This window comes from Acinetobacter sp. Colony158, assembly GCF_019264745.1.
Classification (GTDB): domain Bacteria; phylum Pseudomonadota; class Gammaproteobacteria; order Pseudomonadales; family Moraxellaceae; genus Acinetobacter; species Acinetobacter ursingii.
In genome coordinates, this window is sequence record NZ_CP078523.1 from 2255615 (window position 1) to 2272693 (window position 17079).

Here is a 17079-nt window from a genome sequence, read left to right on the forward strand (position 1 = left end):
TTACATGAAGGCTCTTGTTGCTGTAAAACGTGTGGTTGATGCCAACGTTAAAGTTCGCGTTAAGCCGGACAATAGTGGGGTTGACCTTACTAACGTTAAAATGTCAATTAACCCATTCTGTGAAATCGCAGTGGAAGAAGCGGTTCGCCTAAAAGAAAAAGGAACAGTATCTGAAATCGTAGTGGTTTCTGTTGGACCTAAAGAAGCGCAAGAACAAATTCGTTCTGCAATGGCGCTCGGTGCGGATCGTGGTATCTTGGTTGAAACAACTGATGAAATTGGCGCTTTAGAAGTTGCTAAAATTCTTAAAGGTGTTGTAGATCAAGAGAAACCAGAACTTATTCTTCTAGGTAAACAAGCAATTGATGACGACTCAAACCAAGTCGGTCAAATGTTGGCTGCTTTGCTTGGCGCAGGTCAAGGTACTTTTGCTTCAGAAGTAAAAGTGGACGGCGGAAAAGTTCAAGTGACTCGTGAAATTGACGGTGGTTTACAAACTGTTGAGCTTACACTTCCTGCGATTATTACCACTGACTTACGTTTGAACGAGCCACGTTATGCGGCACTTCCAAACATTATGAAAGCGCGTAAAAAGCCGCTTGATACCAAATCACCTGCTGATTATGGTGTTGCTACAGGGACTAAACTTAAAACTGTTAAAGTTGAGCCACCTGCTGAGCGTAAAGCTGGCGTACAAGTGAAGTCTGTAGACGAACTTGTTGAAAAATTAAAAAATGAAGCGAAAGTGATCTAATACAGAAGGATAAAATCATGAGTATTTTAGTAATCGCTGAACACAATAACCAAGCACTTAACGGTGCGACGTTAAACGTTGTTGCAGCAGCTCAAAAAATCGGTGGTGATATTGCTGTATTGGTTGCTGGTTCAGGCGCTCAAGCCGTAGCGGATGCTGCTGCTAAAGTGGCTGGTGTCAGCAAAGTATTACTTGCAGACAATGCACTTTATGCCAACCAATTGGCTGAAAATGTAGCAAAACTGATTGCTGATGTTGTGAAAGAAGGTGGCTATAAATACGTTTTAGCAGCTTCAACTACAACAGGTAAAAACATTTTACCACGCGTTGCGGCATTGCTTGATGTCAGCATGATCACAGATATTATTTCTGTTGAATCTGCAAACACATTTAAGCGTCCAATCTACGCAGGTAACGCAATTGCAACGGTTCAATCTGATGAAGCTGTGATCATTGGTACTGTACGTGGTACAGCATTTGATCCAGTTGCTGCTGAAGGTGGTTCTGCTGCGGTTGAAACTGTGGGTGAAGCGGCTGACGCTGGTGTTTCTTCTTTCGTAAATGAAGAAATTGTAAAACTTGATCGTCCAGAATTAACTGCTGCGCGTATCGTTGTTTCTGGTGGTCGTGGTGTTGGTTCTGGTGAGAACTACCATAAAGTCCTAGACCCATTAGCGGACAAGCTTGGTGCTGCGCAAGGTGCGTCACGTGCTGCGGTTGATGCTGGTTTCGTACCAAACGACTTCCAAGTAGGTCAAACAGGTAAAATCGTTGCGCCAGATCTTTACATGGCAATCGGTATCTCTGGTGCGATTCAGCACTTGGCAGGTATGAAAGACTCTAAAGTGATCGTTGCGATCAACAAAGACGAAGAAGCACCAATCAACAGCGTTGCTGACTACTGGTTAGTGGGTGATTTGAACACTGTTGTACCAGAATTGGTATCTAAACTTTAATTCGTTATTGAGTTAAGTTGATAAAACGCTCTTGCGCGATTTATTGCGCAAGAGCGTTTTTTATTGAGAATGATAAAAAATAATGTGGTTTTTTCTGGTCTTTGACTGCTAAATATTTCACAAATTTTCTAAAACAATGTGCGCTAAGTATTTGATTTATTCTATTCCTAATGACAGTTTGGAACTGTCTGTTTTTTCAGCATAAATTTACTCAAATATTAAAGGCTAAGCTGTATTAATCCATCACAATCTCCACATGATTTATGCTATACTTTTTAGCTATGTTTTTTACTTTTAGTTCAGTTTTTTGAACTAAGTTTTGCGAGATTAATACATAAATTGTGGCTGGCTTTTGCTTTGCTGCATAGAAAGGAGTATGCATGAGCGTATCGGAAATCCGACCGATTGCCATTGAAGATGAGTTAAAAAACTCATATCTCGATTATGCAATGAGTGTAATTGTTTCACGTGCATTACCTGATGTGAGAGACGGCCTGAAACCAGTTCATCGTCGTGTACTTTATGCAATGCATGAGTTAGGCAACGATTATAATAAAGCTTATAAGAAGTCTGCTCGTGTGGTGGGTGATGTGATCGGTAAATATCACCCGCATGGTGATACGGCTGTTTACGACACCATTGTTCGTATGGCGCAGGATTTTAGTCTACGTTACCTGTTGGTCGACGGCCAAGGTAACTTTGGTTCGGTCGATGGCGATAGCGCTGCGGCGATGCGTTATACCGAAGTTCGTATGACCAAACTCACCCATGAGTTATTGGCCGATCTTGAAAAAGATACGGTAGACTGGGTGGATAACTATGATGGCTCAGAACGAATTCCTGATGTTTTACCAACACGTGTGCCTAATTTATTAGTCAACGGCGCAGCGGGCATTGCAGTGGGTATGGCGACCAACATGGCGCCACACAATTTGACTGAAGTGATTCACGCCTGTCTGGCCTATGCAGACAATCCGAATATTTCGATTGAAGGATTGATGGAACATATCTCAGGACCAGATTTTCCGACAGGCGGCATTATTTACGGTAAATCAGGCATTGTCGATGCTTACCGTACCGGTAAAGGCCGTTTGCATATTCGTGGTAAATATCACTTTGAAGAAGACGAGAAAACGAATCGTACCACCATCGTTTTCACTGAAATTCCATATCAGGTCAACAAAGCACGTGTGATTGAACGTATTGCTGAATTGGTCAAAGAGAAGAAACTCGAAGGGATTTCTGAGTTACGTGACGAATCTGACAAAGACGGTATGCGTATTGCGATTGACTTAAAGCGTGGCGAAAACGCTGAAGTCATTGTCAATAACCTGTTCCTCAATACTCAGCTTGAAAATTCTTTTAGTATCAATATGGTATGTCTAGATAACGGACAACCAAAATTGATGAATCTAAAAGACATCATTGCGGCATTTATCCGACATCGTCAGGAAGTGGTGACGCGCCGTACCATGTTCGAATTGCGTAAAGCACGTGAACGTGGTCATATTTTGGAAGGTCTCACCGTTGCCCTTGCCAATATTGATGAAATTATCGAAACCATCAAGACTTCTGCAAATCCAGCAGAAGCGCGTGAACGCTTACAGGCGGGCGAATGGGCGGGTGGTGGTGTTACTGCTTTGCTTGAAAAAGCAGGTGCAATTTCAGTACGTCCTGATGAAATCGAAGGCGAAGATCCAAATCGCCCATTTGGTTTGTCTGGTGATATTTATCGTTTATCCCCAACTCAAGTCGCTGCGATTTTAGAGCTTCGTTTACATCGTTTAACCGGCCTTGAGCAAGACAAGTTACATGCTGAATATACCGAGATTCTAGGTCAGATTGCTGAACTGACTGCCATTTTGAATGATTTCAATCTTCTGATGGGTGTGATTCGTGAAGAATTGGCACAAATCCTTCAACAATATGGCGATGCACGTCGTACAGATATTATTGAGTCACGTATCGATTTCTGTCGTGAAGATTTGATCCCAGAAGAGCAAGTGGTGTTGACCGTTTCTCAAACAGGTTATGCCAAAACACAACCATTGTCCGATTACCAAGCTCAGCGTCGTGGTGGTCGTGGTAAATCTGCAACCTCGATGAAAGATGACGATATTATTCAGCATCTTGTCGTGGCTTCCAACCATGCAACGGTCTTGTGCTTTACCAATGTGGGTAAAGTATATCGTTTGAAAGTGTTTGAAGTTCCTCAGGCTTCGCGTGGTGCAAAAGGTCGTCCAATGGTCAATTTATTGCCACTGGATGCCAATGAAACCATCACTGCGATTTTACCTTTGACTGAATTCCTTGAAAATCACTACGTCTTTATGGCAACAGCTTCGGGTACAGTCAAACGTGTTGAACTTGAGCAATTTGCCAATATTCGTGCGAATGGTTTACGTGCGATTGAACTGAACGAAGAAGATACCTTGATTGGTGTCGCGATTACTGATGGCAAGCAACAAATTATGTTGTTCTCCAACGAAGGCAAGGCGATTCGTTTTGCTGAAACCGATGTCCGTGCCATGGGGCGTACCGCCAAAGGTGTGCGTGGTATGCGTGTGGCGTTAGCTGCAACACTGGATAGCGAAGACGCAGACGTTGAGAATGATGACTCTGATGAGAGTGATGATTCAGATTCAAATGTGGTGAGCCGTATTGTCTCGTTGGTGGTTGTTCCAGAAACGGGTGAAGTGTTGTGTGCCAGTGCCAATGGTTATGGTAAGCGTACGCCAGTGAATGACTTCCCGACCAAGAAACGTGGCGGTAAGGGGGTGATTGCGATCAAGACTTCCGAACGTAATGGTGAGTTAGTTGGTGCAGTCTCAATTGATGAAAGCAAAGAACTGATGCTGATTTCAGATGGCGGTACTTTGGTACGTACTCGTGCGGCTGAAGTGGCAATGACAGGTCGTAATGCACAAGGTGTTCGCCTGATTCGTTTAAGCGATGATGAAACACTGGTAGGTGTGGTTTCGATTGAAGCCGTGGAAGAAGATGATGAAACTCTTCAAGTGATTGAAGGGGAAGCATCTGAATCTCAAGCTGAAGATATTGCTTCTCAAAATGATGAGATGAGTGAAGAATAATTCACCGAGCATTGTAAGATAAAAAAACCTGAGTTTTCGGACTCAGGTTTTTTTATTTCTCAGCTTTTTTGAAAATGAGTTATGGCGGGTCTGTTTACAGATTGCTCCTCTGTTTTAAATCTAGCAAAATAGGACAACAATCGGCTTGTGCCGATTTACACTCATCGACCCAACTGCTGAGACGCTGCTTTAAGCCTTGTAATTCCTGAATACGAAGATCAATTTTCTCAAGACGCTGTTCAATCACATGGCGAACTTGTTCGCGATCATTCATTTGTAATTGCAGAAGCTCTTTAATCTCACTGAGCTGTAATCCTGCATCTTTGGCTTTTTGTATAAAACTTAAAGTTTCTATATCTTGATCATTATAATAACGATAGTGGCTGATGGTTTCTGGAGTACGCATGAGACCAATACGTTGATAATAACGAATCGTTTCGACATTTAAATTGGCCTGTTTAGCCAGTTTGCCAATGGTTAGCATGGCTAATTCCTCTTATTTGCCTCAATAAAAAGCTTGACTCCGTACCTAGGTACAGCATTTATCTTAACACAATCATATAAAAATACGAGAACATCACCATGACTGAGCCAAAGCAAACTTCATGTTGTTCCAAAGCTACGGTTTCACCGAAAAAAATCGTGTCTATTGATCCTGTTTGTGGAATGACTGTAGCCGAAGATAGTCAATATCATATTGATCTGGATGGAACTCGTTATTTATTTTGTTCTCCCAGTTGTAAGCAAAAATTTGAACAACATCCTGAAAAATATCTAGTTAAAGAAACTGAATCTGCGTTATCCAGTCATTACTCTAATCCAACCGTAAAAATGCAACAGTCAGAGAAAAAACCAGAGAAAAGTTGTTGTGGAAATGAAAAAACGACAAGTCCTGAGACAGGATCAGGGTGTGGGTGTTCTAATCCAGTACCGCCTAAAGCCGTTTCAAGTGGTTGTGGTCAAGATTCAAAACCGTTGGATCAAAAAAATGACGTGATCCAAGCGACTGCTATCTCATCATGTTGTGGAGAAAAGTCTATTGAAGCGGCTGTATCTACTGAAAAGACTCAGTCTCAAGCTAAAAGTTGTTGTGGTGGCGGGCAGCATCAGCATGTGAATCATGAAAATTCTCAAACTGAAATAGATCCAGTGTGTGGAATGAAAGTCAGTAGCAGCAGTCCTTTGCATACACATTATCAGGGGAAAGAATATTATTTCTGTAATCCTTCCTGCTTAGAGAAATTTAAAAGCGATCCTGAAACGTATTTGATTCCATTGGATGAGCGTGTTGTACCGGAAGGCGCAATGGATATTGATTATACCTGTCCGATGGATCCTGAAATTGTACAAAAAGGCCCTGGAACCTGTCCGATTTGCGGGATGGCTTTGGAACCAATGCAGCCAACGTTGGATGAAGGCCCAAATCCAGAATTGGTGGATTTTAGTAAACGTTTTTGGACGACTTTGCCTCTCACTTTATTGGTAGTGGTTTTAGCCATGGGCTCACATATCCATGCTTTTATTTCACCGCAGATCCAGCCGTGGATTGAGTTGGTTTTGAGTATTCCTGTGGTGTTATGGGCGGGTTATCCATTTTTGCAAAGATGTTGGGTTTCTTATAAAACTCGTCACTTGAATATGTGGAGCCTGATTGGAGTTGGTGTACTTGCGGCGTTTATTTATAGCGTGATTGCGACCATTTTCCCATCACTGATTCCAATGGAAGCAAAAACAGGGCATGGCGTTGCGGTATATTATGAAGCGGCTTGTATGATTGTGTCTTTGAGCTTGCTTGGACAAATCATGGAGCTAAAAGCCCGAGCGCAAACAGCCGATTCCTTAAGAGCCTTGTTACGTTTACAGCCACATACGGCCAAACGGGTTCGGGATGATGTGGTTGAGGAAGTCGACATCAGCCAGATTAAAGAAAATGATATTTTACAGATTTCTTCTGGTGAGCAGATTCCACTGGATGGCATCGTGATTGACGGGAAAACCTATGTCGATGAATCCATGATGACGGGTGAACCTGTACCTGTAAAAAAACAGGTGGAAGATAAAGTCATCGGGGGAACAGTCAATCAGCAGGGCAGTATTCGTATTCAAACCACTGCGGTTGGAACCAATACCACATTATCAAAAATGATTCAGGCTGTCGCAGAAGCACAGCGTTCAAAAGCACCACTTCAACGCATTGCCGATATTGCAGCTAAATACTTTGTGATGGCAGTCCTCTCGATTAGTGTCATTACATTTATAGCGTGGATGCTGTTTGGGCATGCACAGTTTGATTTAGCCTTAATGTGTGCTGTCGCTGTTTTAATTATCGCTTGTCCATGTGCATTGGGTTTAGCAACGCCAATGTCAGTGATGGCAACCACAGGTCGTGCTGCCCAAAAAGGGGTACTGTTTAAAGATGCCGAAGCCATTGAGGCGTTAAGCAAAGTCAATGTTTTGATTATTGATAAAACAGGCACACTGACAGAAGGAAAACCGAGCCTAAAACAAATCCAGTTATTGGATGATTCTCTAGAGCAAAAAACTGTTGAACGTTATATTGCCTCAATTGAACAATATTCAACACATCCGATTGCGCAAACTTTAACAAAACTTGTGAAAACAGATGAATTGTTAAAAGTCGATGATTTTGAAGATGTCACTGGTTTTGGGGTAAAAGGTCAATTTGAAGGGCAAACCTATTATGTGGGTAGCCAGAAATTGGTTGATCAACTTGGATTAAAACTGGACTCAAGTGTCAGTGCCAAATTGGATCAACTGCGCGAACAAGGCGATGTGATTAGTTTTCTGCTGAATGATAAAACCGTCATCGCTTATATTGTGATTCATGATGCGATTAAAGAAAATGCGAAAGCTGTCATTGACCAACTCCATCAAGATGGGATTGAAGTGATTATGGCAACCGGTGATCACAGTAAAAATGCCCAAATGGTTGCCAAACAATTAGACATTGAACATGCCTATGGTGATTTAGACCCTAAACAAAAATTGGAGATCGTGAAACGCTATCAATCACAAGGCAAGGTCGTGGCGATGGCAGGAGATGGCATCAATGATGCACCTGCTTTAGCACAAGCCGACGTGGGGATTGCCATGGGCACAGGCACTGATATTGCCAAACAAACTGCGCAGATTACTTTGGTCAAAGGCGACATACAAGGTGTTGCCCAAGCAGTACATCTGGCTAAACAAGGCGTGAAAAATATGAAACAGAATTTGGCGTTTTCGTTTCTCTACAATGGTTTGGGTGTACCTATTGCAGCAGGAATTTTTTATCCACTGACAGGTTGGCTACTCACTCCGATGTTTGCAGCGATTGCCATGTCCTTGAGTTCACTTTCTGTGGTATTAAATGCTTTAAGATTACGCAAACTTTAACAATATAAATCTATAAAAAACAGGAGCCAAATTTTGGCTCCTGTTTATTTTGCAGTGTTTAAGCTCTATTTGTGTTTATTTAAAAAGATCAAATATTGCTGCGCCAAAATTTGATCAGCCTCCATAATGGGCATATGTCCTACATCTTTTAAAATCAATGGGGGTTCAGCATTTTTTAATAACTCTTTGAGTTCTTGGGCGGCTTCAACATTGATAATTTTATCTTTGTCTCCCCAGACAATATAGGTCGGAACATCGATAGATTTCGCCGCGATTGCAAAAGTCTCAGGCGTATATACTTTGGACATGGCAACGAGCTGATCGACCATGCGTTGAGTACTTTTAGACTGTGAAATCATGAGTTTTTCTTGTTCAGTCTTTAACTCAGTGGGAATAAAGGGCGGTGTTGCCGTAGCAAGTTGAAACAGTTTGTCAAAATCGCCTGCTTTTTTTACGACCAGTTCACTGAGTAAAGCAGGATTTTTTAAATAAGGTGTATTCGCCGTTTTAAATACACCTGCGCTATCGACCAAGAGTAAAGATTTTGTTTCAGTTGGATATTGTGCTGTATAGAGCAGGGCAATCGCGCCACCCATGCTGTGTCCTGCGATATTAGCCTCTTTTTCAAAATGTCCAGCTTCAGCAAAACGTCTTAACTTCTCAGTTAAATTAGGAATAGACAGGTCAAAATCATCGGCAACTTTCGTATCGCCATGTGCAGGCAAATCAGGAATGATGACATGATAGTTAGGCGTTAAATAACGTGCTACACGATTCCAGTTATCCCGACTACCCGCTAATCCATGAATTAAAATAATAGTTGGTTTGGAGGACTGACCTCCTTCACTATATACCCACTCAATATCACCCACTTTTAATTTTTTAGTTTGTAAACCTGCCCAAGCGCGTTCTTGTTGTAACACGTTTTGAATATTGATATTTGAGGCAGCTATCGCGGTGTTGGAATGAGTGATGATCGCGGTAGTTCCTAAGCTTAAACTTAGGGCTAAACATAGATTTGAGAATGTCCGTTTCATTTTAATTTACTCTAATTTTATTCATCCTTTATTTGAGTCTATCTAAAAGCCCTGAACAAAACATTTGCAGTAAATACGGCAACCAATAAATAAAAGCCAATTCAGACAAAAATTGATAAATGATGTAGAAAAAATTTAAATTGATGAAACTGCCCATCGGAAATGTCAGATGAGTCAATTTTATTTTTGGAGCACTCACCTAATGTTTAAATGATAAATAGGGAGTTTGATGATGGATCATTTAAAACAAAAACAGTATTTGATAAGCGTTGAATTTAATCATGCAATTGATCATTTATGGATGAAATTATCTGTATTGATCATATGTTTATTTCTATTGAGTCCATATGGTCATGCTGAAAAACTAGACTTGTCTCTTTCTGAGCATTCCACTCAAAAAGTTAAAAAATTACTTAATGATCCAAAGACGTGGCAACAAATTCCAAAGCAAGTCATCTTATGTGTTTACTCACCAAATGGCGAAAACAGCGAAGCTTTTCAGCAGGCAACCAGCTATATCAGCGAATTGCCTCGGATCACGCGGGTTGCCAAAGACTTTGGTGTGAATATGAATGTTACGCGACCTTCCAATTTACAAATCAAAATTGATATTGATTATCCTAAGTTAAAGAAAAAAGCTTCAACCATGGTTAAACTCAATGTTTATACCGATGAACGTATTTTGACAGAAGATTTTAGAAGTAAAAAATGTGATGGTGCAGGGATTAGTAATTTAAGAGCTAAACAGTTTAATCCGTTTGTCGGAAGTATTGATGCTTTGGGAGCAGTACAGACTTATAAACAACTTGCTTCAGTGATTCAGATTTTAGCAAAACCCGAATTTGATTCAAAAATGGTAAATAAAGATTATGAGGTGGTCGGTATTGTTCCAGTAGGAGCTGCTTATATTATGGTCAATGATCGAAATATTAATACCCTAGCAAAAGCCGCAGGACGTAAAGTCGCGGTATTTCAATTTGATCCCACCCAAAAGAAATTGGTTCAAAATGTAGGTGCACAACCTGTTTCAGTCGATCTTACAAGTGTTGGGGGAAAGTTTAATAATCGTGAGGTTGAAATCATTGCTGGGCCAGCATTGTTATTTAAGCCGATGGAATTGAATAAAGGCATGACGGATAAAAATGGCAAAGTTGTTGGAGCAATTATTCGTTTTCCTTTGATTCAGGTTACAGGTACATTGATTATGCATCGTAATAAATTTCCAGCAGGCATGGGGTCGATTGCGAGAGAAGTCATCGCCAAACAGCTTACGCCTGCATTTGAATTTGTCGATAAAATTGAAAATGAAATCCCTGCAAAATATTGGATGGATGTGCCAGAGGGCGATAAAGCAGGTTATGTCAAGATTATGCGTGAAGCACGAATCCAGATGACTAAAGAAGGGTATTATGACAAAAGCATGATGCACTTGTTGAAACAGGTGCGTTGTGGGCAAAATCCAAGTAATTATGAATGTGCTTTAAATGATGAATAAACATGATTCAAATACTTGTTGGTTTTCTATTATACCGAAGGTAAATACATGCTTTAAATCAAATAAAGTATCTATTTACCTCGGTTTTCTCGTGATGTTGTACAGTAGATATTTAGAAATGGTAAGCCAAACTGAATAAAGTCACCAATGGATCAATATCAATATCAGCACCCATAGGGGCATCTCCCATAGCAGGTAAAGAACCTTTCGCTTTGGTATCAAACCAGACTTTTTTGACATCAATCACAGCACTCCATCGTGGATTGATCGAAATATCAAGGCCTATTTGAGCTACTGGTCCAATGGCATTTTTAATTTTTAAGTCTTTGACAAAGGCATCTTTGCTGTTAAACACAATCATCCAGAATGCAGCAACTCCAATATAGGGACGAATCCTTGCGTCTGGAGGTGGGCTAAGACGCATTGTAGCAACGGCTGAACCATAGGTCGCTTTACCTAAAACCCCACACTTTCGAAATTCCCTTTTTCTCTAATTGTAGTGGTGGGTGGAATATTATAGGAATCTGTAAAAAAACCTGTAATTTTGATAAATATTTAATAGGTTGGGAATGTACACATCTAAATGTTTAATTTATCCAAAATAAATCTGCACAATGCCCATTATGAACGGGCATTGTAGGTCAAATTTTTTAGAACTTTAAAATAAAAAAAGCCTTTTTAAATGGCAGTATATCCACCGTCAATATTGTAATAACTTCCATTAATAAAAGTGGCTTCATCTGAACTTAAAAACAAAACTAATTTAGCTACTTCTTCGGCATTGCCTAATCTTCCAATCGGATGTAAAGAAACTAGCCCCTGTTTTTGTTCGGCAGGAAGCTCGTCTAATAGTGGAGTATCGATGTAGCCTGGGCCAACCGCATTGACCCGAATATTNCGACAAGGGTGTAACCTGGGTTAATATTGCTGCGAATTTCTTCAGTTGAACTGTCCTGTACCCATGCATCGTGGGCTTTACTCCATGCTTTTACACCAATCCCTGCATTTACACGACCAAAATTGTCAGTGTCATAGAGCTTGAAATTATTCCAAAGTGTAAAATTATGCTCAGGGATGTTTGGTTTGGTGCGACCCACATTTATAGGATTATCTGCTTCTTTATATTTTGCGTCGATGTAGGCATATGAAAAATCAGTTGACCACCAATCATTGATTTGACCCGATGCACTGAGTTCCACACCTTGAGAACGTTCCAGTCCATTCAAGGCATAACGACAATCTGAATTTACTGGATCATAACCACCTGCCGTATCAGGAATGGTTTCTAGGTCAGCATTACAACTCACACCATCTTTTTGTACCATGGAAAGGATATTTTCCTTATCCAGTCTGAATAGTGCCAAATTGACCAAAGCTTGTTGATTGAAAAGTTCCTGCTTATAACCGATTTCAAATTGGCTTGAAAGGACAGCATCAGTAATTTGTTTACCTGCCATATCATATTTGCCTAAGTCATTTGGGGTGAAATTTTCACCATAACTGGCATAGACTGTAGCAGTTGGCAGTACGTCATGCATTATTGCGATGCGAGGAGTCCATTTTTTTTCAGTTCTAACTGGATCGGTTGTACTTACGACACCTGGTGTACTTTTATATTCTGTCCATCCCGCACCTATCATCAGACGAGTTTTTTGATTAGGAAAAGTGAGAACATTTTGTAAATACACGTTTTTATCTTCTTGCTGACCCCTAGGCGTTCGGGCATCAGCATAAATCAGTTCACGGTGATTCCAGTCATGATAAATCGGGTCATAAATGTTGATTGTGCCGACATGAGCTTTTTGACCAATTCTTGAACCTGATGATACAGCCCTTCCGCTACTTGCACTGCTATCAGTTGAACCTAAGCCAGCTCCAACCAACCATTGGTTTTCAAAATTCCAGAGGTTGAATTTGCCACTGATATCAATATTGCCAGAATAGCTATGACCTTTAGCATCACGAGCATTCACAAAACGGTCAACATTACCCTCTAAATCGGATGCTCCACCTTTACCTGTAACGGAACGAGTAATTTGCCAAAATTGTGTAGTTTGTTGAATATTCCAGTTAGCACTTACTTTAAGGGCATCTGAAAGCTGCCATTTCATATCCCACAAAATATTATCTGTGGTTTGTGTTGCAAGATCATCAAGACTTCCCCAGAAAAAATCTCTCGGGATGTCATAAAATTTTCCTGTTCGGTAATCAATCGAATTATTTTCCCGTTCAGGAATAGAATTTGTCTCTAGTCTTTCATAGGTCAAAGAAGTTTCAAAATTGTCAGTAGGTAAATAACTTAATGCGACCATACCACTTTGGGGTTCTGACCATGTATGTTCCTGATCATCAATACGATGGTTATAACTAACAACTGCCCGATAACGTAATTTTTGATCGGATGTAAGCGATCCTGTAGCATCAAACATACCACCGTAAGATCCTTTACTATCGGTTCGGGTAATGAATTGATAAGCAGCTTCTGCTTTAGGCTTTTTATAACTTAAATTAATCACACCACCAGGTTCGGCAGAACCGTAATACAATCCAGCAGGTCCTCGCAATACTTCAATTCTTTCTAAATTATCGGTGTTTTGTGCATCTCCTGTTGTACTGTACATGCGTTGACCATTGAGTAGGGTTTGTCCCATTTCAAAACCACGCACACTCAGATTACGATTCATACCTTGTCCGATGTTACCTGGATTACTGGCACTGGTAATTCCTGCAAAACTTTCTAGAGTTTCAAAAATTGACTGATCACCACGTTCTTGAATCAGTTCTTGTGATACCTGATTAATGGTAAATGGTGTCTCCCTAGGAGTTAATTCACTTTTGGTTGCGACGGAACTTGGACTATTTGCCAAATAAGGATTGGTCTGGTCAGCAGTCACAGTAATTATGGGTAAAGATACTTCATTCTGCTGGGAGGTGGAGCGGAGGGTAGGCGGGGCTGTATCTTTGGAAACTACTCGATCTTTTAGAATATAACCATCAGCTGTTTTATGTGCTTTTAAAGATGTGTTTGCTAATAAGGTAATAAAGCCCTGTTCAATGGTGTATGTTCCATTTAGTCCCTGACTCTGAATTTTGGAAAGTTCAGTAGCATTCATGGAAATAGCAACGCCAGAAACAGCTGCAAACTGATTTAAAACCTGATTTAACTTTCCTGCTGGAATGTTATAACGGATATTCTGATTGCTTTTAGCTAAAGCCGATGGACTAGATAAGATCAAGCCTGAGCTTAAAGCAAGATGAATGGAGAGTACAATGGGTTTCACGATAAAACTGGAACGATGATGAGTTTCTTTCATTTTGGTCCCCCGAACAAAGAATGAAATAACAGATAAAAAGCCTAAACTTTTGCATTTTTCATATGTAGGACGGATGAGAAGCAAAAAGACGAAATAAAAAGGTAAATATTTTTAATATTGTTCTTTAAATTTTGATTTAAAAAGAATTTTATTTTTTTTGAATAACTTTTCGTCCAAACATATCGGTTTGGACTGTAATGGGTAAACTACGTTGTAATAATTTTAAACCAGTTCCATCAAGAGGTAATGTGGCAGTGACTTCAATTTGATGTAAGGTTGCGGCATCATATTTAAGTTTTTGTTTTTCGTAGGTTTGTAAAATATTGAGTAATTGATCAAGTGGCATCAGATTAATCATCAGCATTTGTTCATTCCATGCTTTTTCTGTCAATTCAACAGAAATATTTTGCTTAGGATGCAACCCATCCTGATCAATGATAATCTGTTCTCCAGCATGAACCTGTTGTACCTGTGATTGTCCATTTGCTAATTTGACTGTAACTTCTGTGGTTGAGTGCAGCATAGTCAATACAGTGGTCTGCTTGTTATGTTGCACAATAAAACGTGTACCTAATGCACGAATCTGGGCAGACTCTGTTTTGATAATAAATGGACGATTTGTATCTTTTGCAACATCGATCAGAATATTACCTTTAAGCAATTCAATGATACGGTTTTCTTTATCAAATAAAATGTTATACGCAGAATTTCCACTAATTTTAATATCTGAATGATCAGTTAATGTATGTTCAGACCATTGATTATAATTATTTCGAGTGTCTGCTAACCAATAAGAAGTGGGTAGGATCTGCCATAAAAAAGTACTGGTTAATAATGTTGTCAGGATAACAATGAATATTGGATTGGATTTAAAAATAGATCTAGTTTTTGATTGCTGAATGGTCTGCTCAATCACTTTATAGGGAATCGCTTTAGACTGTTTTTTTAAGCCTGAGAATTGCTCAAAGGTATTCTGCATTTGTTTCAGTATTTCAACATGTTTTGGATTTTGCTGTTGCCAATGAATGAAATCAATACGATCCTGCTCGGTACAATCTTCACTTTCGAGTTTCAATAGCCAGATCGCTACCTGTTCCATCAATTCAATATCAGATACTTCATCTGTGGACTGTTGTGAATGCTGGTTCATAAGAGATAATCAGGTGTTTTTTTGAATCCATTGATGACAATGTACCATAGCCTTGGCTAAATCATGCTGTACAGTGCGTGTGGTCAGATTAAGCTGTTTTGCAATATCAGCCTGTTTAAGTCCTTCCATATAATACAATAATAAGCATAATCTTGGTCGATCAGGTAAGTCACTAATCGCTAAAGTAATTCTCTGTAATAATTCAATGACGATCAGGGTTTGTTCAGGTGATTCCTGTATTGTGGTATTGGGATTATCTTTTAAGAATTCTAGATATTTTTTTTCGATAATCTCTCTACGTGCTTTATCAATTGCAATACAGCGGGCAGTAGAAGCCAGATATGCCTTGGGTTCCCGAATCTGATGTGCTTGTTTAGAAATGAATAACTTTAAAAAAGTATCTTGAAGAATATCTTCTAAATATAGTGTAGAAGTTAAATGTCGATATAACCAACGTGATAACCATGCATAGTTTTCTGCATAGAGACAACTAAAACATTCATTATGATCTTGAATAAATGTATGGGCTTCTTTCATTTAAGAGCCTCGCATAGAACGATTGCTAAGGTATACGTATATTAAATATAAATGATAATAATTACCATTTATTTTTTATTGATGATGATCAAAGAATATTAGTCTGTGATATCTAATAATATAAGTAATAGATAATTGTGGGATTTTTTAGGATATTGTTGGATGAAATTTGAAAGGCTTTTCCAATTGCTGTCATGCGTTTTAAGATTCTGTAGATGTACACCATGCTTAAATCGTATTTTTGTGCTAAATCACCTGATGATGTCCAATGAACTCTTTTATATATCTGAATATCGCGCTCATCAGCGAAAAACCGTCACCTTTCGTTATATAAAGCAACTGTCACTCCAATATTGAAAGATAATATACATCAATTCAGGCGAAACTTGGCTGGCTTTTTCAGCATCCGCGGTGTGAACCGTACTGGGTTTGTCGGAGATATTTTTATTTGAGTTAGGCTACCTGACCTAACGGGTTAATCTTATCATAGTACATTGCTTCAAACTCAAATGGTGATACATAACCTAGAGCACTATGTACACGCTTTTTATTAAACCAATCCACCCAGTTTTATGTCGCAAGTTCTACATCTACTAAACCTTGCCAATCTGCTTTTAGATATTCAATCACCTCTGTTTTGTATAAACCGTTTACCGTTTCAGCTAAAGCATTATCGTATGAGTCCCTGTCCACTCATAATGTTCTCTCCTATGCAAAAAGAATAGACGATATTTGTCTAGGAGAGTGTTGACAGTCCAATAATAGATTGAGTCCTTTGATAAAGGTCTTCTATCCTTGTAAAGTATATAAACTTCAGCAACTGTTGGAATTAACCTAGATAGTTCCTGATTAGAAAGAGAATTAACGCGAACCTGCTTTTTTTGTTGAACTGGATCTACTTCTTCATCCATTAAAATAAGTAGACGCTTAGCTTCAGCTCTGGCTTGCTCAAGTGTATAAACGCCGTGCTTTCCTATCACTTTGCGTTTTGATTTGCTATTTGGCATCTTCTTTTCTGCAAAATAGCTTTTTGTCTTGCCGACGCACAAACCAAATCCTATTGTCGTAGTATCTCGGTAGAAAACTTGTTTATTCTGACAAAGTGGAATTGAATCTATTGCTGATTTTGTAAATTTAATATGATTGGCCATTTTAGTTATAGCAGTGATAAGCAATTTCTAACGATACAACACAATAATTATGAAGTCTATTAGGGGTCTATTTTTGAAGAAAATATGGGTAATTTTGGAGGTAAGATCTTTATCTAAATTATTGTTATATAAAAATAAAAATGCCTCCGAAGATGCCGCTGCAATGTCTTTACCCTTGAACCCTTAAGTTCAAGGTT

At 39.4% G+C, this 17079-nt stretch carries 13 protein-coding genes and 2 pseudogenes; 5 read left to right on the forward strand and 10 right to left on the reverse strand.

Going from position 1 to position 17079, the window contains the following annotated elements:
- The first annotated feature begins 4 nt into the window (after positions 1–4).
- The 3 genes from JR005_RS09245 (at position 5) to gyrA (ending at position 4802) form a co-directional block, all read left to right on the forward strand.
- Positions 5–754: an electron transfer flavoprotein subunit beta/FixA family protein gene (locus tag JR005_RS09245; RefSeq protein ID WP_004987127.1), complete on the forward strand. Its 750-nt coding sequence runs from the start codon at positions 5–7 to the stop codon at positions 752–754.
- A 17-nt stretch (positions 755–771) separates the two neighbouring features.
- Complete coding sequence (locus tag JR005_RS09250) at positions 772–1710, forward strand: FAD-binding protein (protein WP_004987124.1); 939 nt, start codon at positions 772–774, stop codon at positions 1708–1710.
- A gap of 380 nt (positions 1711–2090) precedes the next feature.
- A complete protein-coding gene (gene gyrA, locus JR005_RS09255) occupies positions 2091–4802 on the forward strand; it encodes a DNA gyrase subunit A (protein WP_218664947.1) in 2712 nt (903 codons plus the stop codon).
- Between the two features lie 94 nt (positions 4803–4896).
- Here gyrA and JR005_RS09260 read toward each other — a convergent pair whose 3' ends face one another.
- Complete coding sequence (locus JR005_RS09260) at positions 4897–5286, reverse strand: MerR family transcriptional regulator (RefSeq protein ID WP_218664948.1); 390 nt, start codon at positions 5284–5286, stop codon at positions 4897–4899.
- 98 nt (positions 5287–5384) lie between these two features.
- Between JR005_RS09260 and JR005_RS09265 the strand changes: the two genes are divergently transcribed.
- On the forward strand, positions 5385–8198 hold the full coding sequence (locus tag JR005_RS09265) for a heavy metal translocating P-type ATPase (RefSeq protein WP_218664949.1): 2814 nt from the start codon (positions 5385–5387) through the stop codon (positions 8196–8198).
- Between the two features lie 65 nt (positions 8199–8263).
- Here JR005_RS09265 and JR005_RS09270 read toward each other — a convergent pair whose 3' ends face one another.
- Positions 8264–9235: an alpha/beta fold hydrolase gene (locus tag JR005_RS09270; protein ID WP_218664950.1), complete on the reverse strand. Its 972-nt coding sequence runs from the start codon at positions 9233–9235 to the stop codon at positions 8264–8266.
- 301 nt (positions 9236–9536) lie between these two features.
- On the opposite strand from JR005_RS09270, the gene JR005_RS09275 reads away from it, so the two are divergent.
- Positions 9537–10730: a putative solute-binding protein gene (locus tag JR005_RS09275; protein WP_228731801.1), complete on the forward strand. Its 1194-nt coding sequence runs from the start codon at positions 9537–9539 to the stop codon at positions 10728–10730.
- Between the two features lie 112 nt (positions 10731–10842).
- Here the strand turns inward: JR005_RS09275 and JR005_RS09280 are convergent, their stop codons facing one another.
- The 8 genes and pseudogenes from JR005_RS09280 to JR005_RS09315 all read right to left on the reverse strand — a co-directional run.
- The gene (locus JR005_RS09280) at positions 10843–11154 is read right to left on the reverse strand and encodes an OmpW/AlkL family protein (RefSeq protein ID WP_218664951.1); all 312 of its coding nucleotides are present in this window, start codon (positions 11152–11154) and stop codon (positions 10843–10845) included.
- A gap of 254 nt (positions 11155–11408) precedes the next feature.
- The gene (locus tag JR005_RS09285; RefSeq protein WP_119686584.1) at positions 11409–11624 is read right to left on the reverse strand and encodes an SDR family NAD(P)-dependent oxidoreductase; all 216 of its coding nucleotides are present in this window, start codon (positions 11622–11624) and stop codon (positions 11409–11411) included.
- A complete protein-coding gene (locus tag JR005_RS09290) occupies positions 11576–14044 on the reverse strand; it encodes a TonB-dependent siderophore receptor (RefSeq protein WP_218664952.1) in 2469 nt (822 codons plus the stop codon). Before JR005_RS09290 ends, JR005_RS09285 begins: the two co-directional genes overlap by 49 nt.
- Before the next feature lie 148 nt (positions 14045–14192).
- Positions 14193–15194 carry a FecR family protein gene (locus JR005_RS09295; RefSeq protein ID WP_218664953.1) on the reverse strand — a complete coding sequence of 334 codons (1002 nt, stop codon included), beginning with the start codon at positions 15192–15194 and terminating at the stop codon, positions 14193–14195.
- A 9-nt stretch (positions 15195–15203) separates the two neighbouring features.
- Positions 15204–15731 (reverse strand): sigma-70 family RNA polymerase sigma factor, encoded by a 528-nt coding sequence (locus JR005_RS09300; RefSeq protein ID WP_119686577.1) that lies wholly within the window; start codon positions 15729–15731, stop codon positions 15204–15206.
- Positions 15732–15843: 112 nt separating this feature from the next.
- Positions 15844–16023 carry a hypothetical protein gene (locus JR005_RS15265; protein ID WP_218665824.1) on the reverse strand — a complete coding sequence of 60 codons (180 nt, stop codon included), beginning with the start codon at positions 16021–16023 and terminating at the stop codon, positions 15844–15846.
- Between the two features lie 161 nt (positions 16024–16184).
- Positions 16185–16415, reverse strand: a pseudogene (locus JR005_RS09310) (integrase core domain-containing protein); the annotation flags it as partial.
- Between the two features lie 80 nt (positions 16416–16495).
- Positions 16496–16882 (reverse strand): annotated as a pseudogene (locus JR005_RS09315) (Arm DNA-binding domain-containing protein); the annotation flags it as partial.
- Positions 16883–17079: the final 197 nt, after the last annotated feature.

Coding starts and splice junctions, on each gene's coding strand:
- JR005_RS09245 (WP_004987127.1), top strand. CDS start 5: ATGAAGGCTCTTGTTGCTGTAAAACGTGTGGTTGATGCCAACGTTAAA.
- JR005_RS09250 (WP_004987124.1), top strand. CDS start 772: ATGAGTATTTTAGTAATCGCTGAACACAATAACCAAGCACTTAACGGT.
- gyrA (WP_218664947.1), top strand. CDS start 2,091: ATGAGCGTATCGGAAATCCGACCGATTGCCATTGAAGATGAGTTAAAA.
- JR005_RS09260 (WP_218664948.1), bottom strand. CDS start 5,286: ATGCTAACCATTGGCAAACTGGCTAAACAGGCCAATTTAAATGTCGAA.
- JR005_RS09265 (WP_218664949.1), top strand. CDS start 5,385: ATGACTGAGCCAAAGCAAACTTCATGTTGTTCCAAAGCTACGGTTTCA.
- JR005_RS09270 (WP_218664950.1), bottom strand. CDS start 9,235: ATGAAACGGACATTCTCAAATCTATGTTTAGCCCTAAGTTTAAGCTTA.
- JR005_RS09275 (WP_228731801.1), top strand. CDS start 9,537: ATGAAATTATCTGTATTGATCATATGTTTATTTCTATTGAGTCCATAT.
- JR005_RS09280 (WP_218664951.1), bottom strand. CDS start 11,154: ATGCGTCTTAGCCCACCTCCAGACGCAAGGATTCGTCCCTATATTGGA.
- JR005_RS09295 (WP_218664953.1), bottom strand. CDS start 15,194: ATGAACCAGCATTCACAACAGTCCACAGATGAAGTATCTGATATTGAA.
- JR005_RS09300 (WP_119686577.1), bottom strand. CDS start 15,731: ATGAAAGAAGCCCATACATTTATTCAAGATCATAATGAATGTTTTAGT.